We start from the raw sequence: 23,991 nt of genomic DNA, 5'->3' as shown, positions 1-23,991 counted from the left end.
CGGAGAAATGGGCCGATAGACCCGCCTCTGGGCCCAGTTCAGAACCGAAGTTCATAAACGTTACATATCCAACTGGCTGCGGAACCAGACGCTCACGGCCTCAGCGCGTGAGCCCACGCCCATCTTGGAGAAAATTCGGTTCGTGTGGTTCTTCACGGTCTTCTCGCTGAGGAAAAGCTGCTGGGCGATTTCCTTATTCGGCAGGCCATCAGCAATAAGCTCCATGATCTGAGCTTCCCTTCCGCTGAGTCCGAAGGGTGAGTTTCCGCGCACTGGTTGCGTCTCCACCACATGCTCGTGCTCGGCGACGGATGTCACTGCAGCTGGGGAGTGAGACATCATCGCAGTCATAGCGGTGGGCGACATGAGCGTGGCCCCGGCAGCCACTGACTTCAGTGCCCCGGAGAGATACTCAACGTCGAGTTCGCTGTAGACCACGTATCCGCGGGCCCCGTTCTGCACGGCACTGGCGATAGTCTCGTGCTCTTCGCTGTGGGTCAGCATCACCACGGCGGCATGCGGGGAAATACGGCGTGCGGCCTCCACTCCACTCATCACTGGCATCCGGACATCCAGGAGCACGACGTCGGGCTTGAGCTCCTCCACGAGGTCAATCGCCTCCTGGCCATTGGCTGCCACCCCGACAAGCTCGATGTCACCGACAGCACCAAGCACTTGCTGCAGGCCGCTTCTGACGACGCTGTTGTCATCAGCTATGACTACGCGCAGATCTGCCATTCATCTCTCCTTCGAGACCAAGGGGAACGCTGAAGACCACGGTGGTTCCTCGCCCCTCTTTTGAACTAATAGTCAATCTACCGCCGGCCTCCTCGGCGCGCTCCCTCATCCCGGTTAAGCCAAAGTGTCCGTTCTGGCGCTGCGCGTGCCGAGGTAGCCCTGAACCATAGTCCTGGACCTCGGCATGGAGCTTTCCTCCTACTCTGCTGATCCTGCACGTGACAGCTCCTGAACCGGAGTGCTGAGCGGCGTTGGAGAGCGCTTCCTCCACGATCTTGTGGGTGGCGTGCCTGAGGTGTACCGGCAGGTCCGGGAGTTTCTCTACCTCCAAAGTGATGCACACCGGGTACAAGGCCTGCAGCTCCTCGACGGTCCTTTCAAGGGCCGAGCACAGCGGGGGCACCGCAGCCTCCCTGAGATCGCTGAGCAGTTCTCGGGACTCCTGGACTGCCTGTTTGGCCGCGGCGCTGATTGCAGCGGCGCTGTCAGGGGCCTCACCGCGCATCTTCATCGCCACTGCCTGCAGGGAGATGCCCTCCAGGCTCTTGACCAGCGAGTCATGAAGTTCACGAGCTACTCTGGCCCGCTCATCGCCTTGCGCGGCCTCAGCAGCTGACTTCTTCGCCGCCTGCAGGCTGAGATCCACTTGAGCTTGAAGCCTCTGCATCACGCGGCCCACGTAGGTCAGGCAGGCAAATAGCACCAGCGATGCCGCGGCTGCCGCCGGGGTAGGCGCCAAGGAGCTTTCCTGGAAGGAATAGGCCATCGCCACGCTGAGGTATCCACAGCTGAGCAGCAGCGTGAGTGCAATCTGTCCCACGGTAGGAAAGAAAAGTCCGATCAGCACTGCAGTCGAGCCCAGATAGCCCATATAGACGTGCGGGGCACTGGTACTGCCGAAGATCATCAGAGCCACCAAAATATCGATGGCGACCACGCTGGGATGTCTGCGGACGAAACCTGAGAGCCGATCCCAGGAGAGCAGGAGCCCTGTGGAACCTGCCACGGCCACGATCACCAGCAGCAGCTCCGAAATGCTCCCGAGGTCTGACCACCCGACCACCACCGGATAGATGCATAGCACGCGTGCCAGGAGCGCAATCTTGGCACATTTGGCCAACACGCCTCCGGGCTTGAGGTCACGGGAAGATGTCTTTCGCTTCAGCATCAGAAGCCGCCGTCCCCGAACAGCAGATCAAAATCAAAATCGGCCACCAGGAACATCGACGCAAGCATGAGCACCAGCGTGCCCGGCACCATAATCAGCGTCACCACACTGGCGATCTTAGGGGATGCCTTCGCCGCTACTTGCCTGGCCTTCTGCGCCCTTGACTGGCGGACATCCGTGGAGATCTGCTCCAGGGATTCCACTAGCGGGGATCCCAGATCCTCGGCCTGCATCAGCGAGGTGACAAAGGCCTCCATCGCTTGCGAGTCAGTCCGTTCCTTGAGCGCATGGAAGGCGTCATACCTGGAGGTGCCGACATCCATCTGCTGCAGGGTTGTCTCCATCTCCTCCGCCAAAGGTCCTTCAGTCCGCTCAATGACACGGTCCAGCGCGCCTCTGAATGACAGTCCGGCCGAAACGGTCACACTCAGTACGTCGAGAAAATCGGGCAGTCCCTCTTCGATCATCGCCTGCCGCCGCTGACCGGCCGAGCGCAACACCAGATCCGGCAAGAAGAACCCGATCACCGCGATGAGGAATGCCGCCAGGTAGTTATCAGCGATGGATCCCACTGCCAGCGCCCCTACCCCGAAGATCAGCAGCAGCCGAGCCTTCATGGCAAAGAAGTCAGAAGCATCAGCGAACTGGTCGGATCGGGCATACATCACTCTGCGTGAAATGAAGTCGTAGTAGCTGCGTCCCATCAGTCCGCTGATCGATGGCCCGAGCCACTGCCCGAACTTCGTCAGCAAGGAAGCGCGCTGGCGCTTCTTGACCGGCGCTTTGATTAGATCACGGTCAGCTTCAGAGAGGTGACCCAGCGGATCCGCGCGCAGCTGGGTATAACCGCGGAAAAAGACGACGAACAGTAACGCTGCGGCGATGCCGGCACTCAGTGCGACCATCAGATCTGCACCTTGGTAATCCGCCGAATGATGATGATCCCCAGAACGTAGCTTGCTCCGGTGATGATCAAGGCGATCTGCCCGATCAGTGTGCTGGTGAGTTCATAGAGCAGACCCGGGTTGATCCAGTTGAACATCAACACCAATCCCACGCCGAAGATCACGACCATGTATCCGGTGAAGCTGGCTTGAGTCATCAGAGTTCGCACCTCGCGGGTGGTCTCCTTACGCTCCTCAAGAGCTTGGGCCATACCCCGCAAGGCGGTAATCAGAGAGCCGCCTGAACGTTGCGAGATGACCAGGGTTCCGATGAGAACAGCCAAGTCCTTACCGGGGATGCGCGCCTCCAAACGCTCCAGTGCCACATCCAAGGGGGTTCCAATGCGCAACTCGTCATTGAGGATCGCCAGTTCCCGGCCGGCGGGATTGGACATCTCGTCGGCGGCAATTTCCAGGGCTGAACGAATCGACAGTCCGGCGCTAGTGGAGTTCGCCAGAATGCGCGATAGCTCAGGAAGCTGAGCAAGAAAAAGCCGGTACTGCCTTTCTCGGAGTGCGCTCAACGCATTGAGCAGGATGACCATCACACCGCCTGTGATGAGCAGCGCCCACACCAACGTCACCTCGGAGCTAGCAATCAGAAAGGTCCCGACGACGATCAAAACCCCAAGAATGAAATACTCCAGTGGGTACAGCGCGCGAAGGTTTGCTTCCACCAGCCGCCGAGCCAAAGCTTCCCCCGGCGCTGTCTGCTGGAAGAGCTGATTCAGGGGTCGGATAACTCCCCCGCGAAAAGAGCCTCGCAGTCCTCCAGACTCCGAACGCACGACTGCGGCCTGATCCAGTGTCCCACCGGCGAAGAGCAGGATCCCGGCACAGGCAAGAATGAGCACCACCCCCAGGAGCAGCAGTATCAGCCCGGGAGTCACGGCACCTCCACCCCGGGCTGCCGGCATGCCGCGCCTGATTCCACAGCAATATGACGCGGTAGCGGATTTCCGGAGAGCCACAGCCGGTCCGCCAGAGCCGCAGGTACCTCAAACTGCCGAATACGACCTCGTACCGAGCGGTCGGCCTGCGGCGGCTCCTGTTCAAAGACCATCAGCGGCTGAAGCCGGACTTCCTCCCGACGTTTAGATGCCACAGTGGAAACCTCCACGACACGACGGGACCCATCCGCACCTCGATTCAGCTGCACGATGATGTCTACCGCGGAGTTGATCTGGTCCCTGATTGCCGCATAAGGAACTTCCAACTCGCTCATGGAAGCCAGAGTTTCCAAACGCGAGACTGCATCCTCAGTGCTGTTGGCGTGCACCGTCACCAACGAGCCATCATGGCCGGTATTCATCGCCTGAAGCATGTCGAGGGTCTCACCGCCGCGCACCTCACCGACGATAATTCGGTCAGGTCGCATACGAAGCGAGTTCCGCACCAAATCACGGATACTGATTTGCCCTTTGCCTTCTACGTTTGGAGGCCGTGACTCCAGTCGAATGACATGCGGCTGCTGCAGCTGGAGCTCAGCAGAGTCCTCGATGGTCACGATGCGCTCGTAATCCGGAATCTGGCCTGAAAGAGCGTTCAGCAGAGTGGTTTTACCGGTACCTGTACCCCCTGAGACCACCACGTTGAGGCGACCCCGAACACATGCGCGGAGCAGTTCAGCGGTCGCGGTGTCGAAGCTCCCCTTCTCCACCAGGGTCTCCATGCTGAAGGGGGTGGGGAACCGACGGATGGTGATCGCGGCGCCGTCAAGCGCCAACGGCGGAACAATGACGTTGACGCGCTCACCAGTGGGCAGCCTGGCGTCAACCATCGGGGAGGACTCGTCAACCCTTCTGTTGACCCCGGCGACGATCCGGTCAATAGTCTGCATCAGTTGATCTCGGCTGGAGAACCCATAGTCCAGCTTCTCCAGTCGCCCAGCGCGTTCCACAAAGATGTCATCGGGCCCATTGACCATGATTTCGGTGACGGATGCATCCTTGAGCAGGGGCTCCAGAATGCCAAGCCCCAGCGCTTCATCGACAACCTGCCGAATGATGCTCTGACGTTCTCTGGTCGAGAGCACCGGTCCCCGGCTGGAGAGCAGGTGGCTCATCACTCGTTCCAAGCGGACCCGCTGCTGCGTGGGATCCAGTTTGGAGAGTTCTTTGAGGTCGATCTCCTCCAGCAGCAGTTGCCGGTACTCCGCGACCGCCCGTTCCTGGACACCTTGGCTCGCTGACTGGCGCCTCGGCCGCCCTCCTCCGGAGGCGGTCCGGTTCGCAACAGGCTGGGCCTGCTGTTGGTCCTCTTGGCCGCCCTGGGTCAGCTTATGAGCTTCGACGCGTCGTAACAGGGGCATAGATCAGTCTCCGCTCCGCGGCATCGTTGCGCTACGGGTGATGCTTGGCATACTGCTGAAACGGTCACCAAGGATGCTGGGGATCTTGACCTGCGCCCGGCACGTCACACCGCCCGCAATCTGGGAACAGGTCACTTCCGACCCTGATTGCAGAGACCGGCTCAGGGCCTGCTTGCCCGCAGTGCGCCCGTCGTCGCCAAGGGTCACTGCCCGAGCGGCATCGCGAGCGGCGCTGTTGGCCTGTGTGAGAGCGTGCATGCCCAGGAACGCCTGCCACGCGATCATCAGCATCATGAGCACGATGAAAATTGTTCCGACGAATTCGATGGTCATGGCTCCGCGCTCGCCCCGCCGCTTCCGGCCCTGCTTCAGTTCCGGGATCATTCCCGTACCACCCCTGCTGATGCGTCAATGGACAGTCGCAGGACATCAGTCATGGGCACAAGCATCGGCGGGCGCATGCTGACATTGACACGTCCATTGTTCTCGTTGATTTGCATGCCGTTCTGCCATGCCCGTGGCGTCACGTCCTCCGCGGTCTCAACAATGGAGTGCCCGACCGCTGCCGCACGCGCCGCCTCTGATGCAGTATGAGAGGCGAACATCCAGGTGACTCCCACCAGCACCAGTTGCAGCACCAGCACAGCGAGAACAATGAAGCACAAGAAGACGCCGACAAACTCTATAGAGCTCTGGCCGTCTTCTTTCTTCCGAGTTCTTCTGGTCTTGGTCTCCTTGGCTTTGGCCAGAGTCACGGGAGGAACTACCTGCATCTCGCGACCAAGTTCCTGGACCTTCTGGCTCCAGTCATTACCGGCGGCTGCTGGTTCTCGTCGATTGACCGACTGCTCCAACGCCCGCGTCATTCGTGGCACGACCGTCTTATAGGTAGGCAGTGCCACAATCTTCCGAGCAGACTCCGGCTGGATGTCGTTGGTCTTATGGACAGAGTTCAGCACGATTTTGAGGTCTTCTGACCGTCTGGCGCCGATCCTCTCCCAGAGTCCCACCAGGCGACGCACTCCGCGCAGGCTGAGCACATCAGACTGGGTCACCACAGCGACTTCGTCCGCCATCTCTACCGCTGTCGCATTGGCTTCGCCCATATACGAGCCCACATCCACAATCACAATGTCGAAGCGGGAGCGGAGAATGCCAAGGATCTTCTTGGCCGCCTGCTCGGTGATGAGCTCGCCCTGCTCCCCTTCTTTAGGACCCAAGAGCACCGAGAGACCGCTGGGATGTTCAAAGAGGACGTCTCTGACGAACCGTGGCGAGAGCTCGTCGATGACCGGCAGAAGGTCGGTGATATCCCGCTGTTTAGGGATGTCGAGGAGAATAGACTGATCAGGCTTTTGCAGATCAAGGTCCAGAAGGACGACTTTTCGACCTGAGGACTGAGCGGCTTCTAGGGCAAGATGCAGGGCCAGAGTGGATGCTCCGGCACCACCTTTGGAGCTTGCAACGGCGATCATCTTGCCACCGCCGAATTGCTGCTCTTCGCTCTGTTCCCGGTTGACCGCCAGACGCAGCGACGTGCTCCAGGCTGCTGCTGACTGGATCCTAGCGGCCAAGTTCTCAAAGTTGAGCGGATAGCTGATCACGCCTCGAGACCCTGAGTCAAGGGCTGTGGCATAGTCCTGGCTGGTAGGCTCAGTGACCACGGTGAGCACCGCCACCGAGGGGTACCGGCCAGAAATCTCGGCAGAGAGTTCCCACATCGGCATGGGCGTGGACGTCTCATCGACGACGAGCAGATCCACTTCAGTGTCCCCGTACTGTGCCATCGCGGTCAGCAGGGTCTGGGTCGAACCGTACTGACGCGTGACCTCGGCCCCGGCGTCAGTCAGGGCCTGCCGGATCTCATACCCGCGGCTTTCGTCACCGCAGCACAGAATCGCTTTCGCCATCTCAGTCCTCATCCCCCTCGGAGTCTTCCTCGCCGTCCTCATTCTCCAGCTCTGACCGGAAGTTCGGGCCAAGATCCGGATCTTGGAAGGACTGATCCTCCACGTCAAAAGCAGTGCCGGTCTCATTGTTTCCAGAACGAATAATGCGCATGGAGACGGCGAAGGACTCCCCGTAGGCCAACTGAGTCGCCTGCCCCACAGACACAGCGAACGTCACCGGCACCACCATGCCAGGGTCCGCCCCACCTTCAGCGGCTGCGCCCGCAGCAGCACCGGCATCCACCGGCTGGCCCACTGAGACCACCAACGCGTTCTGGACAAGCACACCCGAGACGTTATAGGGAATCTGAGCTCGCCGGTAGGAGATATCTCCGGCACCGGGTCCGCCCTGGTCACGGGCGAATGACGCAATGACGTCCACCCGGTCTCCGGGCTGAACACGGCCGTGAATACCCTGGTCGCCCGTGAAATTAATGGAGATCTCTCGCTCGCCGTCACCCAGAGACGACGACGGCTCGATCATGTCCTCCTGCAGGTAAGAACCCTCCCTGATGGTGGAGGTTGCCTTCATTCCCGCAAGCTGCTCTTGAGAGGTGATCATCTGATCGTTGAGGTACTTATTGGGGACCTCCTGGGTCTCCACCGCTTCGAAGCCGATCGGCTGGTAGATTCCGATCTCTTCAGTAGCGACGTACACCTCAGTGGTGGGCCCTACCTCCGCCTGAACCTCGCTGACATAGGAAGTCACCGCAAGGAAAACGGCGACGGCGCCGACTCCGGCGATAATGAGCGTCACCAGGCCGCGCAGCTGTTTGGGGTTCACTGATTCTCCTTGTCCTGGTTCGCTCCGCTAATGGAGGGCAGTGCGCCGCCGGCGCAGAGGGTCCGAGCCTGCATATCGTCAGCGCTGATATCGGTGGTAGCAGCTTCACGGGCGGCCCGTCCAAGCTTGCTAGGGGCAAGGACGATCTGCGCCGCATGCTTGGACCCCCACCACTGCGCGTCTGGATTCGGGCGCTGCACTACGTTTGGGGAGTCCAGATGCTCCAGGAGCAACTCCATAGCGTGCTGCATGCGCTGGCCGCGTTTGCCTTCGGCCGCAGACTCCGCCACCACCGCGATATATCCCTCATCAGCAGAGTCGAACGTCTCCAGAGCGCGCTCTGGTCGCCTCGCGGAGAAGGCCCGTGCGTGGTGGCCGCGCTCAGCGATATATGTACCGCCGGGGATCCAACTGCGCGCATGCAGCAATAAGGGGATCTTCGGCTCGGACATATCAATCACTGACGGAGTCACAGTGAGACAGCGGATCTGCGATTCCAAGGCCGCTAAGGCGGGCAGAATCTGGTGCGGCGGCAACGCCTTGACCAGAGTCTGGCCCATCTCCGCAAGAACTGCCGTACCCAGTGGTGACAGTCTCGTCACGTGGAAGGCTACAAGCGTTTCTTCCTGGGCGGCCCTGGCCCGGTAAACCAAGTGGCGGTACTCGTTATGGGTGCGATGCGGGCTGATGAGGATTGTCCAGGACCCCTGATCTTGATTGATCAGCGTAATAGCCTCATCGAGGTCGCGTGGAACAATCTCCACGGATCCTATTTTCTGCACAACGTCCGTTCGCATGCCGGCCAGCAGTTCCTGTCTTCTTTGGTCAGGTGGCGCTCTTATCGTCAGAATTCCATCAAGGCAAAGCCGCACTATGGGCCGATGGTCTCAATACCCGCCGCATAGTAAGGCCTACAGATGGGCTCTAGGACCCAGATCGAGCTCAGTCGCCCGGGCGGATCTCCACCCGACGGTTTGCTGCGTAGGTGGATGAATCCTCCGGGTCTTCTGCCACAGCCGGCTCGGTTTCACCAAACCCTTCGACCGTCATCTGCAGATCAGGGCGCTCCTTCGCCAGAGCATCTGCTACCGCCTGGGCGCGGTTCTCCGAGAGCTCCTGGTTATCGAAGTCGAACAGGTCCTGATTCACCGGGTTGGAGTCGGTATGACCGTGAACCGCAATCGAAGCGCCCTCTGGAATCTCCTCCACCAGTGCAGCGATCGTCTCCCCGGCGTTCTCCGGAAGGTCCCATTTATTCGGGCTGAAGAGAATATCCGTCTCTAACGTGATGCCTTCTTCGGCGTCCCATTCTTCGCCCCCGAGGTGGGTGATCCACATCTGCGGATCGTGATGGGTAGTCCACATTCGCAACAGGTCTTCTGAGAGGCTGGACTCCCACTCAGCACTCAACTGATCGGGGATCTCATTGTCCCCCACAGCCGGTCCCTGCTCAACAGCGGAAGCGGTAGAGACTGCGGTAACCGAGAACCCCAGGACCAGGAGACCGGATAAGCCTGAACGCACCAAGGACCGGGTCATCGGATGACCTCCACATCCTCAAAGGGGGGCAGATCCAGCTGTGGCAACTCAACGTCGATCACGTCGATCTCATCCTCCGGTGCAGGCAGGAAGCCCCACCAGACGAAAGGCTCGCCGGAGGTCATCTCGGCACCCTCAACTTCACGAGCCCACTGAACATGACCCTCGAGGCCTAGGCTGCGGTGAGGACGGATCACCTCGTACTTGACGTAATGCTGTCGGTCGATCAGCTGAGGAGCCAATTCCCGGTTACGCCAGTCCTGCCCACTGGTCTCAAGGTTGTGCAGCTCGTAGTAATCCAGAGTCTCACCGTCATACTCCGGGTAGAACACCAGGGCTAACCGCATCACTTTGTCCTGCACCTCCACCGGGTAGACGTCCAGGGTGATCTCGCCACCGGGCGCACCCGGGGTGGGGTACGTCAGAGTGGAGTCGGGTTCGCCGAGCTCAAGCTCTTCAATGAAGTCCAGTCGCACTTCCTCAATCGAGTCATCGCTCTCAAGGCCTTCGGCATCCCCGTCGTCCTCGTCAGAGTCAGTACCCTCGGAAGGAACCGTCGCAGTTTCAGAGGATTGATCGCCCTCGGCCGGCTCAGGTGCAACCTCGGTCTCTGGTGAAGACTCTGCAGTTTCTGCTCCTGACTCTTCCTCGGCTGTACCCTCCGGGGCGCAGGCACTCAATACGAGCACCCCAGCTACCGCCAAACAGGCAGAATTTCGTGCGAACCGCGTCATCTTCCGTTCCCTTTCTGAACTCCAGTTACTGCAGAGACGCCCCCCGCGCCAGAGATTACACTATGGCGCGAAGGGGCCTACTACGCCCGAAGGCGGCGTCTCATCCACTGATTCCAGGGATGAGACGCCGCCCACAAAGCGCTATGCCATTGCGTCAGAGGTCACCAGCTGCCACGCTCGGTGATGTTGGTGATCAGGTCGCTCACCTGACCGCTGAGCTCGCTGCCCCAACCCGAGGCAGCACCAAGCAGGACCACAACCATCAGGCCGATCACCACAGCGATGCCGACGTATTCGATGGTGCCCTGGCCGGACTCACGGCGCTGGGAGATCAGGTTCATCAGGTTCAGGTAGTAGTTAGTCATCTCGGGTAATTCCTTTCCCATGTCAGCTCTACGCTGCTTCTTCGGTTCGAAGCCTTGGAATTCGTTTCTCTCCGGCCCCCTGCGATGACTACTTTGCCAAACCCGGTGCCGCCCACCTAGGGCATGCGGTCCCAGTGATGGGCCCAACCTGTCAGTTGAGACCAGGGGCCCGCACGGTTGGGGTCGCAATTACCCGGGGCGCGCACAGCCGTGGCAAACTGAACAAAGCATCAGTACGGTCCGAACAGGGGACGCCCACCGATGGCCAGCTACTCCGCACAACTGAAGGAACTCTCGGCACGCGCCAAGACCATTCACATCGCCGTTGATGAGACCAGGACTTACGCCGTGCCACAGGCTGGGACTTTTCTCCGGCGTCTTACTGGCCTGCTCTTCGGAGGGGACATCGTCTTATTGCGGCCCTGCAACTCAGTGCATGGATTCGGTATGCGAAGGACTCTGGATGTTGCCTATATCGACAACTCTGGCTCAGTGATTGACACCGCAGTGCTCAAGCCTTGGCGTGTCCACGCCCCCCGACGAGGGGCTATCGCTGTCTGGGAGCTGCCCGTGGGTGAACTCGAGCGCTTAGGTGTCACCCGCGGCAGCACACTGAGGTTCTCCATCTGATGAAGCTCCCCCGCCAATTGCCCTCGTTGACCAGCGCACTGCTGATCATCGTGGTGGTGCTGACTTCTCTCGTACTGGTGGTCGGCCGAGACGTCTCCCACCGCCTGACTCTCGCTGTCTGCACCGATACCGGGGAGTGCGGGGCATTCCCACAGTCTCCTCCGGTGTGTCAGTACCACGGACGCGACCGAGCAGTGGCCCGCGCGTCCTTTGCTTTCGCCCAACAGCAGCCTGCAGAAACTGCTCGTTTGGTCCAGTACGGGGACGACTCCGCATCAGTGGTGGTCACCACCGAGCCCGACGTCGCGGAGGTGTACACCTTTCAACGCTGGGAAAATGCTCAGCGTTGGGTCCTTGACCATTCGTCTGCCCTGGGCGACGTGGCCAATGCTGCCGCAGGCCCCACAGGTCAACCTGTCCGCGACGGCTACCTACAGATGCTGCAACTCTTACAGCTAGACCACCAAGCTGCTATCACCCCCGAAAGCACCGTCCGAAACATCACAGATCCAGCCGGTGAGGGGTCCGCTGGAGCCGTGCATACCGACGACCAGGGGGCAGTGACTAAGCTATCGGTGATCATCCCCGACGGTTCCGCCACCCCGGAGCTGCGTGGCCTGATGGACGAACTGGGAATGTGGGGGTTCTTCAGCTATACCGTAGAACTCGGGGCTGATTTGGCTCCCCGGCGACTGAAATTCGAGGGCCCCGCGGTGGCAGATTGGTCCCTTGACCAGCTGCGGTCCTCGCATGAGTACATCACTGCTGTAGCGCGGCCCGAGGAGGCGCCGAATCCGCAGACCAGCCCGGAAACTCCGTCCATCCTGCGCAGCTATGCACTGGATCTGACCCGAACGGCAAACGAGGCGCTTTACCGGGAGATCTTCGCCATGGAGAGCGTCGGCGGTGCCGCAGCGCCCCTTCTCACCGCCGAAGACCGGCTCTCCCACGGTGAACGGCGCGAACTCTATACCGGCATTGCCGATCGGATCCGAACCGATGCGGTGCTGGTGGAGACCGGTCACCGGATCATCGGCTCTGGAGACGTCACGCACGATTTGCTCAGCGAAACGGCACAGGGATTAGTGCTTCGAGACGCTCCAGTCCAGGGCCCAAGCACTCGGTTAGTTGATGCCCGCACCGCTGACCTGAGCATCGCCTCAAGCAGATTTGAGCCTCTGCTCACATGCGAGGTCGAACCTGACTCGGAAGGGGACAGCTCATGACATTCACAGTGCACGTCCCAGCACTGAGCCGCGGCATCTTGCTTCATCTGGTGCTGAGCACCACACTGCTGGCCGTGGCGGTAGTGCTGGGGCCGCCGATAGCGTGGTTGACCGGTCAATCCGTTGTCGTGATTGTGCTCACCGTGCTGGCGGTGCTGACCCGAGCCGGCGTCGCACGCTGGCAGGCCCGGCCGCTGTGGCAGGCTGGCGCGAGCCTCGGAATGATCATGCTCACCTGTCTGTTCAGCGGGCTGACCGGCTACTCTCTGGTATTTGTGCCCTTGAACCTGATGGGCATGGTCTCCGGCGGCGTGCTCCAGCAGTCCGGAGTCGCAGCACTGTTTGCCCTGATCATCGACATCACGCTCATGTTAGCTGCGATTACCGGCGGCGCGCTGACTGCCGCCGTGCCGCCCAAGCGCCGGAAGACGTCTCGGTTGCTCTCCGCGGAGAACCTCCCCGTGGTGCAGCAGATCCAGGAGGCCTTCGAAGAGAACCGACGCCGTCACCGGCAGAGCATTTAGGGGCGCCCTGTTCGCGGCCGGGCTCTACCTGCCGAGTCAATTGCCGATGAACGCGATGAGCACACTCACCGTCAGCACCAGCACCAGCAGGAAACGTCCGGCCCTGGCCAGCTGACGCGCCTTGTGCTGATCAGCGCCCAGCTGCTGCATCTGCTCATCCAGCGATACCTCGACCGGCTCAGCTCTGGGTTGAGGATTCTGATCGCTGCGCCCCTTCGGTGCGCGAGCGCGTCTGATGTCCCTGCGCCGCTGCGCCGGCTGCTCTCCAGGCTCGGGCTGCTCGCTGGGGCTGGGGCGGGGCAAGGGAGTATCAGACAGGCTCACCGGCAGTGCTGGGTACTGCGCCTGCCTGGGTTCCTCAGAGATTTGAGGCAGCCACTGCGGGATATCGACTAAGTCCTCGCCACTTGGAGACGCCGCAGAAGGTGCCTTCTCAGCTGGCTCAGAAGTCTCGGCGGGCGCGGTGCTGACCTGCGGTTCCGCCCACTTGTGGTCGATCTCCTGCTGCTGCTGGAGCTGCTCTTGGAGCTGCTGTTGCCGCCGAGTTCCACCCAGCAACGATCTGCGCCTCATATTCTGCATCCTAACCGGCAACCCGCCGACAACATCGTCGGGAGGTACAAGCATCAATAAGTGAGTATCGCCAAGAGCAGTGCGCCGATGAGCAGATAAGGACCCAGCGCCAGATGAGCTCTGAGTCCGGCCAGTTTACCCAGCACGATCATGACGACCCCCGAGACCAGCGCAAGGATCAGCCCTAGGGTGATGCTGATGATCAGCACCGTGGGCCCCTGCCACCCCAGCACCAGTCCTAGCGATAGCATCAGCTTGACATCTCCGAAGCCCAGCTGCCCTTGTCCCAGGACAAAGAGGATAAAGAAGACGGCAGTAGCGGCGGCTGCGCAGGCTCCAGCCACGCCCAGCCTCCCCCAGTCCCCCGTCATCCATGCTGCAACTGTCAAGAGGACCGCACAGGCCAGCGCCAGCGGCTTGGTGATGACATCAGGCAGCCTGTGCTCGCGGATATCGATCGCTCCGAGAAGGCCTGAAGAAGCGGCAAACAGACCCAAAGCTGCGGTAGCCGGCCAGGATTCGCGGCTCAACGCTAAGGCCGCTGCTGTCAGTACCACTGAGATAGCCACCGTGGGCACCCAGAATCGCGGGCCCGCTGGACCATCAGCCAGCAGTCGGCTAGAAGAGCGCTCCTGATTTGGCGCCTCGGCCTGTACAGGCGGTGCGGACTGCTGTTCAGACATCAGCGGATTCTCTGGTCGTCATCAACAGCCGAATAAGCATCACCACACCCAGACCCACCGCGGCTGTCACCGCACCTGCGCCAAGGGCATAACCGTAGGGCCCAAGATTCATTGAGTTCTCAGGCAGTCCCCGGCTCAGAATTACCAGAGCACTGGTGAGCAGTGCCGGCACAGGGACTACTGCGGTCAGGTGTCGGATCCATCCCCCGCGGCCATACTCGGCGTGGAAAACACTGGCCGCTATTGCCCCGAGCAAGGGGCACAGCAGGTAGATATACCTAGCGGGGGAAGTAATCACCAGATCGATCAGGAAGTACAGAATGGCGAACACCACCATGGACAACGCCCAACTGCGGATCACGTCCATGAGGTTTCCGGCTCTCTTCTGTCGTCCTCCCAGTGTCCTCACCACGGTAAACCTGAACGTCTGAGAATTATTGAGAGTTCGGGCCTATAGCTGTACCCAACCGCAATTTTGGGCCCAGGGGCCCTACGGTCGGGACCGCACCGTTAATCACTGAGCAGCTGGTCCAGGACGTCCTGCGGAAGCTGGAACTGTCCCGCATCGGGAAGGTGCACGATGACCGGCCCCTGGAGCTCCTGCGGCAGATGGAACTGGGCATACATGGGGCTGGGCTGCACCGGCAGCGTCTCGACGGTGCCTGCGACTTCGGTGCACAGGCATCCCATGTCCCCCGAGCCCAGCGGAAAGTACCGCCGATCAGTGGTTGCATCGATCAGACTCATATTTGCCAGGCCCGGGGAGTTTCCATCGCCTTGCGGGTTATCCCCGAAGTGCTGGGCGCCGCCCCGTTCGGGGTTGCCGGTGAACACCGTGCCCCGGTGTTGGATCCCCTTCGCTGAGGCCAGCCCAAAGCGCATAGTTACCAGGTTGCCCTCGCGCTGTGCGCCACGGACGTCGAAGCGAATATCTGTCCCGGAAGTGTCTCCTGGAGGGGCTTCGATGATGAACGACGCCAGGGCATCCGGTCCCGCCGGTGCTGCTTCAGCCTCCGGTAGGTCCTGCACACCGGCCTGGCCCAAGTCGATCTCCACCGCTGCTTCCTGGACAACCACCGGATAGCGGAAACTGACGCGCCTGTTGCGCGCCTGGTTCTCCGGGATTGGTTCTCCATCGGCATCAAGATTGGGCACCTGTGGTCGGGTGAAGCCATAGCCGATGGTCTCCAACGTGATGGAGTCATCCACCATGTCCTCGATGACCTCCAACACAGCCTCGGCTCGGTCCTGAGAGAGTTCCTGGTTAAGCTCGGCCGATCCCACGTTGTCAGTGTGCCCCTCCACGGTGACACTCGAACCGGCAGCCTCCTCGTTGAGCTTCTCAGCAGCCGATTCGATGATGCTGGTTGCCTCCGGGTTCAGCTCTGCGGAGCCGAACTCGAAGAGCACATCTGCCGGCAGTGAGACTTCTTGGGTCTGCTCTTCGATGGTGGTGGTCACTCCGCTGAGCGTCTCGGTCCGAGCTGCCAGTGGATAGCGCACCGCATAGCGCGCCCCGGCACCGTACCGCTCCGGGGGGTCTTCACCGGAGGTATGGGTGAAGAACCACGACGACGCCGGGTCGGGTCGGATAAAAGGCTCGTTCTGGGTGATGGGTACCTCTGGGACAGGCTCGGCCCACTCTCCAAGGACAATATCGACGACGTCCGCCTCGGGCAGCGGGAAGTCCACAAAGATCAGCTCAGTGCGGTCGGGCTGTCCCTCGGCGGCACCAGAGAGCATGGAGCAGATGCATGTGCCGCGTCCCGGGACAACGGTCTCCTGGCCGCTGGCTCCGGCGGCGTCCGATGGCGCGTCCGGCTCATCCTCCGGCTCGATCTGCGGCGGTGCGTGGTAATCGAAGACGTTTGATTCCCCGCGAAGCGGCTCGATGAGTTCCCCGGTCTCACGGTCGGCGAGTCTGATGAAGGGAGTGGCCTCATAGCGGTGCTTATGCGAACTCAGGGCGGTGGAACCCAGTGCAGTGTCCCGTTGCGAAGGAAGCCAGGCTGCCACAAGGCGCGCATACTCGCCGTCGCTGTCTAAAGAAAGAACTTCTAGCTTGGCAGTAGCAAGCTGGGAGCTGTCCTCAGGTGCCGGGAGCTGGAGCACCGTCTCGGCAATGGCCTCGGGTAGGGCCTCATCACGCCAGAAACCGTCGGCACTGGCAGCACTGCTGGGCGATGCCGATTCGCTCGGTGAACTATCGACCGACTCCCCCGGTGCTCCACAGGAGACCAAGGCTAGGACCCCGATCATCCAGACCGCAGCGCGACCGGCCCGTGCTTTCATGCCGCCCGGGAAGCCTGATGTCGGTAATCAGCCAGGAACGCAGCGATACCGCCGATGGCATGTTCCAAATCCTCCACCGCCGGTAGCGTCACCAGGCGGAAATGCTGATCATCGATCCAGTTGAAGGCCCGGCCGTGCGAGACCAGAATCTTCTGCTGCCGCAGCAGCTCGATCACAAAAGTCTCATCGTCGGTGATCGGATAAATCTCAGGGTCCAGTCGGGGGAAGAGGTACAGGGCGCCGTCGGCGTTCTCCACCTGTACACCTTCGATCTGGCTGAGCATCTCAAACGCTTTATTGCGCTGTTCATAGAGCCGGCCCGCCGGCAGGATCAGATCCTTGATCGACTGATGACCTCCCAGCGCCGCCTGAATGGCGTGCTGAGCCGGAACATTGGCGCACATGCGCATATTCATCAGCAGGGTCAGGCCCTCGAGGTAGTTCTTCGCCCGGTGCTTCGGCCCGGAGACGTAGATCCACCCGGAGCGGAAGCCGGCCACCCGCCAGGTCTTGGACAACCCGGAGAAGGTGATGGTGAACACGTCGTCGCCCATGTCCCGGGCAACGGTGCAGGCGTTGATGGCTTCCACACCGTCGTAGGTGATGTTCTCGTAGATCTCATCTGCCAGCAGCATCAGGTCATGCCGCCGGCAGATGTCCACCATCGCCTCGAGGATCTCCTGCGGATAGACCGCGCCGGTGGGGTTATTCGGATTGATCAGCACCAGGGCTTTGGTCCGGTCGGTGATCCTGGATTCGATCTCCTCCGGATCCGGCCACCAGTGGTTGTCCTCATTGCAGATGTAATGGACAGCCTTGCCACCAGCCAGCGTGGTGGCTCCTGTCCACAGCGGATAGTCCGGTGCGGGGATCAGAACCTCATCCCCGCTGCCCAGCAGTGCCTGCAGCACCATGGAGATCAGTTCCGAGACTCCATTGCCCAAGTAGATGTCATCCGGGTCAGCCTCGGTCATGCCACGCGTCTGGTAGTACTGGGCGACGGCGACGCGTGCCGAGTAGATGCCCTGGGAGTCGGAATACCCCTGCGCGGTGGGCAGTTCTTTGATCATGGTCTGCAGGATCGAATCCGGTGCTTCGAAGCCGAATGGTGCGGGATTGCCGATGTTCAACCGGGTGATTCGGTGGCCCGCTCGTTCCAGCCGCGCCGCTTCCTGAGCGATCGGACCGCGCACGTCATAGCGCACGTTCTGCAGCTTGGGCGACTGGGTGAACTCCTCGAATTCCTGCATTCCCCTATCATGCACCACAGCAGCTCATGCTCGCGCGAAGGCGTCCCTATAGTCAGCCAGGAAGTCAGCGATGCCTGCCACCGCCTCTTCGAGTTCTTCGACTGCGGGCAGCGTCACCAGACGGAAATGCTGATCATCGATCCAGTTGAAGGCCCGCCCGTGAGAGACCAGAATCTTCTGCTGCCGCAGCAGCTCAATGACAAAGGCCTCGTCATTGTCAATGGGGTAGATCTTGGGGTCCAGGCGGGGAAACAGGTACATGGCCCCGTCCATCTGCTCCACCTTCACACCTTCAATATCGGAGAGCAGCTTATAGGCGGCATTACGCTGCTCGTAGAGTCGGCCTCCGGGGTAGATGAACTCGTCAATGGACTGATATCCGCCCAACGCGGTCTGAATGGCATGCTGAGCGGGCACATTCGGGCACATCCGCAGATTCGACATCAGCGTCAGCCCTTCCAGGTAGTTCTTCGCCCGGTACTTGGGGCCCGAGATCAGAATCCAGCCTGAGCGGAAGCCGGCCACCCGCCAGGTCTTGGACAGCCCGGAGAAGGTGATGGTGAAGACGTCGTCGCCGGTGTCCCGGACCACTGTGCAGGCATTGATGGCCTCGGCGTCGTCGTAGGTGATCTTCTCGTAGATCTCATCAGCGAGCAGGATCAGATTATGGCGTCGACAGATGTCCACCATCGCCTCGAGGATCTCCCGGGGATAGACCGCGCCGGTGGGGTTATTCGGGTTGATCAGCACCAGGGCTTTGGTGGCCGGGGTGACTTTGGATTCAATTTCTTCTGGATCCGGCCACCAGCGGTTGTTCTCATCGCAGATAAAGTGCACGGCCCGACCGCCGGCCAGCGTGGTGACTCCAGTCCAGAGCGGATAGTCAGGGGCCGGGATCAGCACCTCGTCACCGGGGTTGAGCATGGCCTGCAGGACCATGGTGATCAGTTCGGAGACCCCATTTCCCAGGATCACATCTTCAACCTCGGCGTCGCGCATTCCGCGAGACTGGTAATACTGCGCGACGGCAGTGCGTGCGGAGTAGATGCCCTGGGAGTCGGAGTAGCCCTGCGCGGTGGGCAAGTTCTTGATCATGTCCACCAGGATTGAATCCGGGGCCTCAAAGCCGAAGGGCGCCATATTGCCGATGTTCAGCTTGGTGATCCGGTGCCCGGCATGCTCCAGGCGGGCTGCTTCCTCCGCGATCGGTCCCCGCACGTCATAGCGGACGTTGCGCAGCTTCTGCGCCTGCTTGAACTCGGACTGCTGCGTCAGATCCTGAAACTGCTCCATGAACAGATTCTGCCTTATATTGTCAACAATCCGAAAGCCTACCGGGGCGTGTTCGCCTCGAGAAGCGCTATCCCCAGTCCTCCGGCTCGGCGATCAGCTGTTCTTCCACCATCCAATACTCGGCTGCTTCCTCCGGGCTGAGCCCCTGCTCGCCCTCGATCAGTCGGCGCAAGGACAGCAGCGCTTCGTCGGTGAGCCGCTGTGAGATCTCCTGGACCACCTCTGGCACCTCCTCGGCGATCCGGGAGGAGACCAAGGGCGCGTACTGGTCCTGGGGGAATGCCCTGGCCTCGTCGGACAGAACTACCAGGGCGTGATCGCCCACCCAGGGGTGAGACGAAGTGACGACGACGCCGTCGAGCTCCGCGGTGATCAGCCGCTGCAGCAAGTCATCCTCACTGCCATACGTCAGTTCAGCCGGGGAGCACTCATACATTTCCTCCAGCAGCGGCACCGGATTCGGCAGGTCTTCCCGCACACCGATCCGCAGCTCCTCGCAGAGCTCCCCCAGTTCTTGAATACCGGGTTCTGCCTCATCCGAGATCTCTGCCTGGGCAGCTGTGCTGGAGGTGATGATCAGCGCCTGGGAGAGTACCGCTGACGTGGGGTCGAAGAGCTCAGCGCCGGTATATTCCTCAGCCTCGAGCTCCTCCCTGATCAAATCGGTCAGATCATCCGGGGCCGCCGCGGGTCCGATGCTCTGGTTCTCATCAGGTGCAGTCAGCTCCGCGTAGCCTTCGGGGTCCAGCGACTCCGCCAGCGGCATCGTGCGGGCCAGCACGATTTCGTAGCGCTGGTCCTCTTCTGACCCCGCGCCGTCGGATCCGGCCTCCTCCACATCTGCCCCGGGCGCGGCCAAGGGCTCAGCGGCCAATGCTGCGGCAAGTTCCTCGGCGGGTCCTTCATGCTGGACCACCACAGTAGGAGACTCTCGGGAGTTCAGCGCCATCGCGTAGATCTGTGCCAGGGTCTGATCAAGCGGGTCTTCGCCCACCGCAATTCGCCAGGCGCGTTCCAGGGCAACGCCGGTGGGTTCCTCCGCCGGTGGCGGCGGCTCCGAGCAGCCCGAGAGCACCAAACCGATCAGCGCCAAGGGTGCCCAGAGCGTGGTGGTGCGGATCGTAGCTGCAGGGGCTGAAGCAGTGCGGGATCCGGGCGCCGAAGTCATGCAGGCAATTCTAGAGGGGCTCACAGTGTGAATCCTCACCGCCTGCGGGGCTACCCTTGTACAGATGAGCGGTGAAGCTGCTGACCTTAACCTGGAGATTCCCGGCTCCACAGCCTTGAACAGGCGCTTGGAGGCGATCCTGCGTCTCAGCGGCACCGGGAGTGAGCAGGCCCAGACTGCACGTGGCTGGCTGGACCTGGCCTACGAGGCTGCCTACGGGGAGCGTTATACCGCTGCGGCAGAGGCCGCTGAACGGGGCCTTAAGGCCCCGGGCTCCGCCGACCCGGAGAACCGACTGATGCTGCTGCGAGTTCTCTCCGGTGTCCACGAGATGCGCGGAGATTCGGCGGCTTCTGCCCCCTACCTGCAGCAGCGTGTAGACCTGCTTCGTCAGCTGGGCCGAGAGCGGCAGGCACAGCTGGAGGCAGAGCTCGGGCCGATGCTGCTGCGCGAGCCGGATCGAGTGGAAGCCGACATCCTGGCACGGGTCGCCGAAGAGCTCAACGACGCCGGCGGCCCCGCCATCGCCCGCGCTGACGTGCTCTCTTCCCTGGCAGTGCGCAGGCTCAACGATGAGGGCCCCGAAGCTGCGCTGCCGCTGATCGAAGAAGCCTGTGAGATTCTCACGGAGCTGGGTCGCGTGGACGCCCTGGGCGGTGCCCGGATGTTCCTTGCCCACGCTCAGCTGTTGGCTTCGCGTCCGCGCGAGGCGCTGTCCACCGCCGAACTTGCACTGGCATCTCCGGCCAACCGTGCAGTGCGCGGGGCGATGGCCATGCTTCGGGCCACTATCCGGCACCAGGACGAGCAACCCGAAGATGCCTTGGCCGATGCCATGCTCTCCACTGAACTCTATGCAGCCTGTGGTGTGCGCAAGGGAGCGGCCTCGGCGGCTGCGCTGCTGGCTGGACTCGCCTCAAGTCTGAACCATCCCGAGACCGCAGTGCTGGCGTGGCGGGTGGCTGTTCAGCAGGCAGAGCTCGGCGAGTTCTCCGAGTCCCGGATGCTCACCCTGGCCCTGGGTCAGCAGTTGCTGGAGATGGAAGAACATGCAGAAGCCGAGAAAGTCCTGGATTCGCTCTCGGTGCGCCTGGCCAGCTCCGAGGCCGATTATTCCACTCGGGGCAGGGCGCTGATGGGGCTGGGTCACGCGGTGACCCAGCAGAAGCGCCCGCTTGAGGCGATGGAGCACTGGGCTGAGGCGGCGGGCCAGTTCCTCGCCGCAGATGAAGTGGATGAGGCAGCACGTGCGCATCTGGCCGCCGGTGCACTGGCAGCCTCCTTGGACCGCGTAGAACTAGCCCGCAACCACTACGAGCGTGGCCTTCAGCTGGCTGACCAGGGCCGTGAGACGGATCCGCTGATGCTCCTGCAGGCTCTGCACTCACTGGGGCATCTGCTCTGCCGCCACGATGAACCCTCCGGACTGGACTACTTGGACCGGGCGCTGCGGATTGTGGATGAGCATGGCACGGATTGGCAGCGTGCCGACATCACCGATACCCGCGCGCGCAGTCTCACCGCCCTGGGACGGGGTCGCGAGGCAGTGGCTGCCGCGCTGGAAGCAGCTGATCTTTTCAGCGAATCCGGTGACGAGGAAGCCGCCGCAGACGCTGAGATCTTCGCTGCCACAGTGCTGCTGCAGATGGGACAGGCTGAGGAGGCCGAGGCGCTCTTCCGACTGGCCGCTGAGCAGCGGGACATTTCTGATGCGCTGCTGGCTACGTCCCTGTCTGGGCAGCTGGAAGCCCTACGGGATCTTGGCAAGCTCGTCGCTGCCGAGCAGATTCAGCGTCAGCTGGAACATCTCAATGCGTCGCTGGGAGATCAGCCAGACGCTCAGCAAAACACCGATCAGCGCGACTTCGAGGGTTAAAGCGCGGCTGGCCAGCTCGGCAGGTCTCCTGCCTCGGGAGCGAGCCCGACGAGGACCTCTGCGCAGCGCAGCCGGTGCTCAGCCTGGGCCTCCCAGTCGATGCGGCGCGCGTCACGGGCACCTGCCACCAGAGACAGCGCCACCGATGCAGCTCGTATCTTCAGCGCCTGCGAATCCACTTCCGCGGCAAAAATCCGGGCGAACCGGTCAAATGCGGCAGGAGCGTGAATGTAGCGGGAGTCCACGGCAGGAAGCACAGCAAGATGACCCAGGAAGCAGGCCAGATCATCCACGCGGTGGCCGGGACCTAAAGAGTCGACGTCGAGCAGACAGGAAACTCGCGAATCACTCATGAGCACATTGGCTTCATAGAAGTCACCGTGGGTGGGCACCACAGGTCCGCGGTCGGTCAGCGGCAAACCAGTGAGGATGTGATCCTCCAGCCTGCGAATCCGATCGGCAGCCGCTGGCAGCGCAGAGATCGCCGCTGAGGCATACGCCGGCAGCCGATCGGTCCAGGCATCGCGGGCGGGAAGGGTCATCACTTCCGCTGGCAGCTGGTCCAGAAGGTTCAAGAAATCTCGCGGATTCACCGTCGCTGCGCCGTCGGCAAGGAAATACTCGGCCAGTGAGACCCCATCACCCTGTTCCAGTGCCACCACGTCACTGACTGGTTCGCGCACGGGAACCGGTGCAGGAATACCGGTCTCCAGCAGCATGCGGTGCCGGGCATCAAGATCCTTGGCCCGTCCGGCGCGCAGCACTTTGAGATACACCCGGGAACCATCCGAGAAATCAGCGGCGATCACGGCGCGACGCAGCGGCCGGTAACTGATAGTCTCCAGCGCCGTCAGCCTGCGCCCATTGCCCCAGGTGTGCGCCACCGTTGCCGGGCCCGTGGCCAGCGGCAGCCCCGGCAAGGCGGGGTCCAGCGGATGCTGCCAGATAGCCAGTCGACCGGAGGGGCAGTGGGAGATATTCACCCCCTCAGCCTCAGCGGGGATGTTCTCGGTGGTCATCCCCACATAAAGGTCATCCACATGATCAGAGGTCTCTGTATACACACCGGAGTGACCGGCGGCTAGGACTGGCCGCGCGGTGGACACGCGGAAAATACCGGTGACCCCAGCGCCTGGCCGGTGCTGGACAGATTCAAGGTGAATACTGGTGGCGTAAACCCCGCTTTCCTGCAGGGCTGCGGAAATCGGTGAATGCGCGTCATAGGACTCGAGGAAAGCCAGCTGCCTATTCTCCTCTTCGGCACGAGTGGCCGAAGGCGCCGCCCGGGGCGTGGACGGCAGGTCATTCACTGGTGCCTGCACCCTGCTCAAGCTCGCCTGCGCTTGAGAACAGCGTCCAGATCCATCGCCTCCTGGGCGCTGCTGTCCTCAGCGGGCTCCTCAGAATCCTGAGCGGAGGAAGCTGCTGGGGCAGCCGGGTGCCGGAGTTTGGTCTCGGGCTTGGGCTTAGGCTGTTCCGGCGCTTTCTGCGGAGCCAGCTCCGGACGCTGAGCCTTCTCCACGGCCAGGTACTTCGGTTGGGGCACGTCGCGGGGCTCCCACTGCATGCCCACCGGTCCTGCTTGATCGAAGATCGCCGCGCGACGCTGGACAGCCTCTGCCGAGAAGAGTCGCTCAGCGTTATCCGGGAGACCGTCCTCGTCCAGCTTCACCAGAGAATCGGGACCACCGACGCCGCGCTCGTCAGCGCTCAGCGCATCAAATATGGCCTGCTGCCGCGCGCGGTCCTGTTCCTGTGCCGTTGCAGTGTAGCGGCGGTGCAGTGTCTCCACATCCGGGTTCATTGCCTCACGCATGGCCGCCTCCAGCCGGGCACGGCGCCTACGACGACGACGCAGCACAGCCGAGACCTGCAGGCTCACTAGAGCGAGCACGAAGACGGCTGCACTGATTCCTGGTGCAGCCCAGGTCAGTGTCGTGAACG

At 61.7% G+C, this 23,991-nt stretch carries 24 protein-coding genes and 1 pseudogene; 4 read left to right on the top strand and 21 right to left on the bottom strand.

Annotated features, from left to right (window positions below):
• Positions 1–60: 60 nt before the first annotated feature.
• The 12 genes from TX78_RS11090 to TX78_RS11035 form a co-directional block, all read right to left on the bottom strand.
• Positions 61–738 carry a LuxR C-terminal-related transcriptional regulator gene (locus TX78_RS11090; protein ID WP_044496252.1) on the bottom strand — a complete coding sequence of 226 codons (678 nt, stop codon included), beginning with the start codon at positions 736–738 and terminating at the stop codon, positions 61–63.
• Positions 710–1,906 (bottom strand): sensor histidine kinase, encoded by a 1,197-nt coding sequence (locus TX78_RS11085; protein WP_044496249.1) that lies wholly within the window; start codon positions 1,904–1,906, stop codon positions 710–712. The genes TX78_RS11090 and TX78_RS11085 overlap by 29 nt, the downstream gene beginning before the upstream one ends.
• Complete coding sequence (locus tag TX78_RS11080; RefSeq protein WP_044496248.1) at positions 1,906–2,811, bottom strand: type II secretion system F family protein; 906 nt, start codon at positions 2,809–2,811, stop codon at positions 1,906–1,908. Before TX78_RS11080 ends, TX78_RS11085 begins: the two co-directional genes overlap by 1 nt.
• On the bottom strand, positions 2,811–3,740 hold the full coding sequence (locus TX78_RS11075; protein ID WP_233722254.1) for a type II secretion system F family protein: 930 nt from the start codon (positions 3,738–3,740) through the stop codon (positions 2,811–2,813). The genes TX78_RS11080 and TX78_RS11075 overlap by 1 nt, the downstream gene beginning before the upstream one ends.
• The gene (locus tag TX78_RS11070) at positions 3,737–5,161 is read right to left on the bottom strand and encodes a CpaF family protein (RefSeq protein WP_081652773.1); all 1,425 of its coding nucleotides are present in this window, start codon (positions 5,159–5,161) and stop codon (positions 3,737–3,739) included. The genes TX78_RS11075 and TX78_RS11070 overlap by 4 nt, the downstream gene beginning before the upstream one ends.
• Positions 5,162–5,164: 3 nt before the next feature.
• A complete protein-coding gene (locus TX78_RS11065) occupies positions 5,165–5,545 on the bottom strand; it encodes a TadE/TadG family type IV pilus assembly protein (RefSeq protein WP_044496245.1) in 381 nt (126 codons plus the stop codon).
• Positions 5,542–7,071 (bottom strand): AAA family ATPase, encoded by a 1,530-nt coding sequence (locus TX78_RS11060; protein WP_044496244.1) that lies wholly within the window; start codon positions 7,069–7,071, stop codon positions 5,542–5,544. The genes TX78_RS11065 and TX78_RS11060 overlap by 4 nt, the downstream gene beginning before the upstream one ends.
• A 1-nt stretch (position 7,072) precedes the next feature.
• Positions 7,073–7,894: a Flp pilus assembly protein CpaB gene (cpaB, locus tag TX78_RS11055; protein WP_069956278.1), complete on the bottom strand. Its 822-nt coding sequence runs from the start codon at positions 7,892–7,894 to the stop codon at positions 7,073–7,075.
• The gene (locus TX78_RS11050) at positions 7,891–8,658 is read right to left on the bottom strand and encodes a hypothetical protein (protein ID WP_147640484.1); all 768 of its coding nucleotides are present in this window, start codon (positions 8,656–8,658) and stop codon (positions 7,891–7,893) included. Before TX78_RS11050 ends, cpaB begins: the two co-directional genes overlap by 4 nt.
• A gap of 178 nt (positions 8,659–8,836) precedes the next feature.
• Positions 8,837–9,433 carry an OmpA family protein gene (locus TX78_RS12840; RefSeq protein ID WP_049897866.1) on the bottom strand — a complete coding sequence of 199 codons (597 nt, stop codon included), beginning with the start codon at positions 9,431–9,433 and terminating at the stop codon, positions 8,837–8,839.
• Positions 9,430–10,167 (bottom strand): HAD family hydrolase, encoded by a 738-nt coding sequence (locus TX78_RS11040; RefSeq protein ID WP_044496242.1) that lies wholly within the window; start codon positions 10,165–10,167, stop codon positions 9,430–9,432. The genes TX78_RS12840 and TX78_RS11040 overlap by 4 nt, the downstream gene beginning before the upstream one ends.
• Positions 10,168–10,328: 161 nt before the next feature.
• On the bottom strand, positions 10,329–10,532 hold the full coding sequence (locus TX78_RS11035; RefSeq protein WP_044496241.1) for a Flp family type IVb pilin: 204 nt from the start codon (positions 10,530–10,532) through the stop codon (positions 10,329–10,331).
• A gap of 261 nt (positions 10,533–10,793) precedes the next feature.
• Here TX78_RS11035 and TX78_RS11030 point away from each other — a divergent pair, with 261 nt between their 5' ends.
• Genes TX78_RS11030 through TX78_RS11020 form a run of 3 tightly spaced genes read left to right on the top strand, consistent with a single transcriptional unit; the run spans position 10,794 to position 12,912 of the window.
• The gene (locus tag TX78_RS11030) at positions 10,794–11,162 is read left to right on the top strand and encodes a DUF192 domain-containing protein (RefSeq protein WP_049897865.1); all 369 of its coding nucleotides are present in this window, start codon (positions 10,794–10,796) and stop codon (positions 11,160–11,162) included.
• Positions 11,162–12,388 carry a hypothetical protein gene (locus tag TX78_RS11025; RefSeq protein ID WP_044496239.1) on the top strand — a complete coding sequence of 409 codons (1,227 nt, stop codon included), beginning with the start codon at positions 11,162–11,164 and terminating at the stop codon, positions 12,386–12,388. The genes TX78_RS11030 and TX78_RS11025 overlap by 1 nt, the downstream gene beginning before the upstream one ends.
• Positions 12,385–12,912 (top strand): hypothetical protein, encoded by a 528-nt coding sequence (locus TX78_RS11020; protein ID WP_044496237.1) that lies wholly within the window; start codon positions 12,385–12,387, stop codon positions 12,910–12,912. The genes TX78_RS11025 and TX78_RS11020 overlap by 4 nt, the downstream gene beginning before the upstream one ends.
• 36 nt (positions 12,913–12,948) lie before the next feature.
• On the opposite strand, the gene TX78_RS12835 is transcribed toward TX78_RS11020, so the two are convergent.
• The 7 genes from TX78_RS12835 to TX78_RS10990 all read right to left on the bottom strand — a co-directional run bounded on the left by TX78_RS12835 (position 12,949) and on the right by TX78_RS10990 (position 20,171).
• Positions 12,949–13,485: a flagellar biosynthesis protein FlhF gene (locus TX78_RS12835; protein ID WP_147640483.1), complete on the bottom strand. Its 537-nt coding sequence runs from the start codon at positions 13,483–13,485 to the stop codon at positions 12,949–12,951.
• Positions 13,486–13,538: 53 nt separating this feature from the next.
• Positions 13,539–14,168: a prepilin peptidase gene (locus TX78_RS11015; protein ID WP_049897862.1), complete on the bottom strand. Its 630-nt coding sequence runs from the start codon at positions 14,166–14,168 to the stop codon at positions 13,539–13,541.
• Positions 14,161–14,535: a hypothetical protein gene (locus tag TX78_RS11010; RefSeq protein ID WP_044496236.1), complete on the bottom strand. Its 375-nt coding sequence runs from the start codon at positions 14,533–14,535 to the stop codon at positions 14,161–14,163. Before TX78_RS11010 ends, TX78_RS11015 begins: the two co-directional genes overlap by 8 nt.
• Positions 14,536–14,678: 143 nt before the next feature.
• Positions 14,679–16,460: an OmpA family protein gene (locus tag TX78_RS12830; protein WP_049897859.1), complete on the bottom strand. Its 1,782-nt coding sequence runs from the start codon at positions 16,458–16,460 to the stop codon at positions 14,679–14,681.
• A complete protein-coding gene (locus TX78_RS11000; RefSeq protein WP_044496235.1) occupies positions 16,457–17,710 on the bottom strand; it encodes a pyridoxal phosphate-dependent aminotransferase in 1,254 nt (417 codons plus the stop codon). Before TX78_RS11000 ends, TX78_RS12830 begins: the two co-directional genes overlap by 4 nt.
• Before the next feature lie 24 nt (positions 17,711–17,734).
• Entirely contained in the window at positions 17,735–19,003 is a 1,269-nt protein-coding gene (locus TX78_RS10995; protein ID WP_044496234.1) for a pyridoxal phosphate-dependent aminotransferase, read from the bottom strand.
• 67 nt (positions 19,004–19,070) lie between these two features.
• The gene (locus tag TX78_RS10990) at positions 19,071–20,171 is read right to left on the bottom strand and encodes a glycine betaine ABC transporter substrate-binding protein (protein ID WP_044496232.1); all 1,101 of its coding nucleotides are present in this window, start codon (positions 20,169–20,171) and stop codon (positions 19,071–19,073) included.
• A 64-nt stretch (positions 20,172–20,235) separates the two neighbouring features.
• Here TX78_RS10990 and TX78_RS10985 point away from each other — a divergent pair, with 64 nt between their 5' ends.
• Positions 20,236–22,047, top strand: coding sequence for a hypothetical protein (locus TX78_RS10985; RefSeq protein WP_044496231.1), 1,812 nt, complete (start codon positions 20,236–20,238; stop codon positions 22,045–22,047).
• Here TX78_RS10985 and TX78_RS10980 read toward each other — a convergent pair.
• Positions 22,044–23,357 (bottom strand): phosphotransferase, encoded by a 1,314-nt coding sequence (locus TX78_RS10980; RefSeq protein ID WP_147640481.1) that lies wholly within the window; start codon positions 23,355–23,357, stop codon positions 22,044–22,046. The two genes, TX78_RS10985 and TX78_RS10980, sit on opposite strands and share 4 nt — an antisense overlap.
• 17 nt (positions 23,358–23,374) lie before the next feature.
• A pseudogene (locus tag TX78_RS10975) lies at positions 23,375–23,991 on the bottom strand (hypothetical protein); the annotation flags it as partial.

It is taken from the genome of Nesterenkonia massiliensis (assembly GCF_000455245.1).
GTDB classification, from domain to species: domain Bacteria; phylum Actinomycetota; class Actinomycetes; order Actinomycetales; family Micrococcaceae; genus Nesterenkonia; species Nesterenkonia rhizosphaerae.
This window is presented reverse-complemented; position numbering and strand designations above follow the sequence as displayed.

Bases quoted from the DNA above. Each gene is read 5' to 3' on its own strand.
- TX78_RS11090 (WP_044496252.1), bottom strand. From the start codon at position 738: ATGGCAGATCTGCGCGTAGTCATAGCTGATGACAACAGCGTCGTCAGA.
- TX78_RS11085 (WP_044496249.1), bottom strand. From the start codon at position 1,906: ATGCTGAAGCGAAAGACATCTTCCCGTGACCTCAAGCCCGGAGGCGTG.
- TX78_RS11080 (WP_044496248.1), bottom strand. From the start codon at position 2,811: ATGGTCGCACTGAGTGCCGGCATCGCCGCAGCGTTACTGTTCGTCGTC.
- TX78_RS11070 (WP_081652773.1), bottom strand. From the start codon at position 5,161: ATGCCCCTGTTACGACGCGTCGAAGCTCATAAGCTGACCCAGGGCGGC.
- TX78_RS11065 (WP_044496245.1), bottom strand. From the start codon at position 5,545: ATGATCCCGGAACTGAAGCAGGGCCGGAAGCGGCGGGGCGAGCGCGGA.
- TX78_RS11060 (WP_044496244.1), bottom strand. From the start codon at position 7,071: ATGGCGAAAGCGATTCTGTGCTGCGGTGACGAAAGCCGCGGGTATGAG.
- TX78_RS12840 (WP_049897866.1), bottom strand. From the start codon at position 9,433: ATGACCCGGTCCTTGGTGCGTTCAGGCTTATCCGGTCTCCTGGTCCTG.
- TX78_RS11040 (WP_044496242.1), bottom strand. From the start codon at position 10,167: ATGACGCGGTTCGCACGAAATTCTGCCTGTTTGGCGGTAGCTGGGGTG.
- TX78_RS11035 (WP_044496241.1), bottom strand. From the start codon at position 10,532: ATGACTAACTACTACCTGAACCTGATGAACCTGATCTCCCAGCGCCGT.
- TX78_RS11030 (WP_049897865.1), top strand. From the start codon at position 10,794: ATGGCCAGCTACTCCGCACAACTGAAGGAACTCTCGGCACGCGCCAAG.
- TX78_RS11025 (WP_044496239.1), top strand. From the start codon at position 11,162: ATGAAGCTCCCCCGCCAATTGCCCTCGTTGACCAGCGCACTGCTGATC.
- TX78_RS11020 (WP_044496237.1), top strand. From the start codon at position 12,385: ATGACATTCACAGTGCACGTCCCAGCACTGAGCCGCGGCATCTTGCTT.
- TX78_RS12835 (WP_147640483.1), bottom strand. From the start codon at position 13,485: ATGAGGCGCAGATCGTTGCTGGGTGGAACTCGGCGGCAACAGCAGCTC.
- TX78_RS11015 (WP_049897862.1), bottom strand. From the start codon at position 14,168: ATGTCTGAACAGCAGTCCGCACCGCCTGTACAGGCCGAGGCGCCAAAT.
- TX78_RS11010 (WP_044496236.1), bottom strand. From the start codon at position 14,535: ATGGACGTGATCCGCAGTTGGGCGTTGTCCATGGTGGTGTTCGCCATT.
- TX78_RS12830 (WP_049897859.1), bottom strand. From the start codon at position 16,460: ATGAAAGCACGGGCCGGTCGCGCTGCGGTCTGGATGATCGGGGTCCTA.
- TX78_RS11000 (WP_044496235.1), bottom strand. From the start codon at position 17,710: ATGCAGGAATTCGAGGAGTTCACCCAGTCGCCCAAGCTGCAGAACGTG.
- TX78_RS10995 (WP_044496234.1), bottom strand. From the start codon at position 19,003: ATGGAGCAGTTTCAGGATCTGACGCAGCAGTCCGAGTTCAAGCAGGCG.
- TX78_RS10990 (WP_044496232.1), bottom strand. From the start codon at position 20,171: ATGACTTCGGCGCCCGGATCCCGCACTGCTTCAGCCCCTGCAGCTACG.
- TX78_RS10985 (WP_044496231.1), top strand. From the start codon at position 20,236: ATGAGCGGTGAAGCTGCTGACCTTAACCTGGAGATTCCCGGCTCCACA.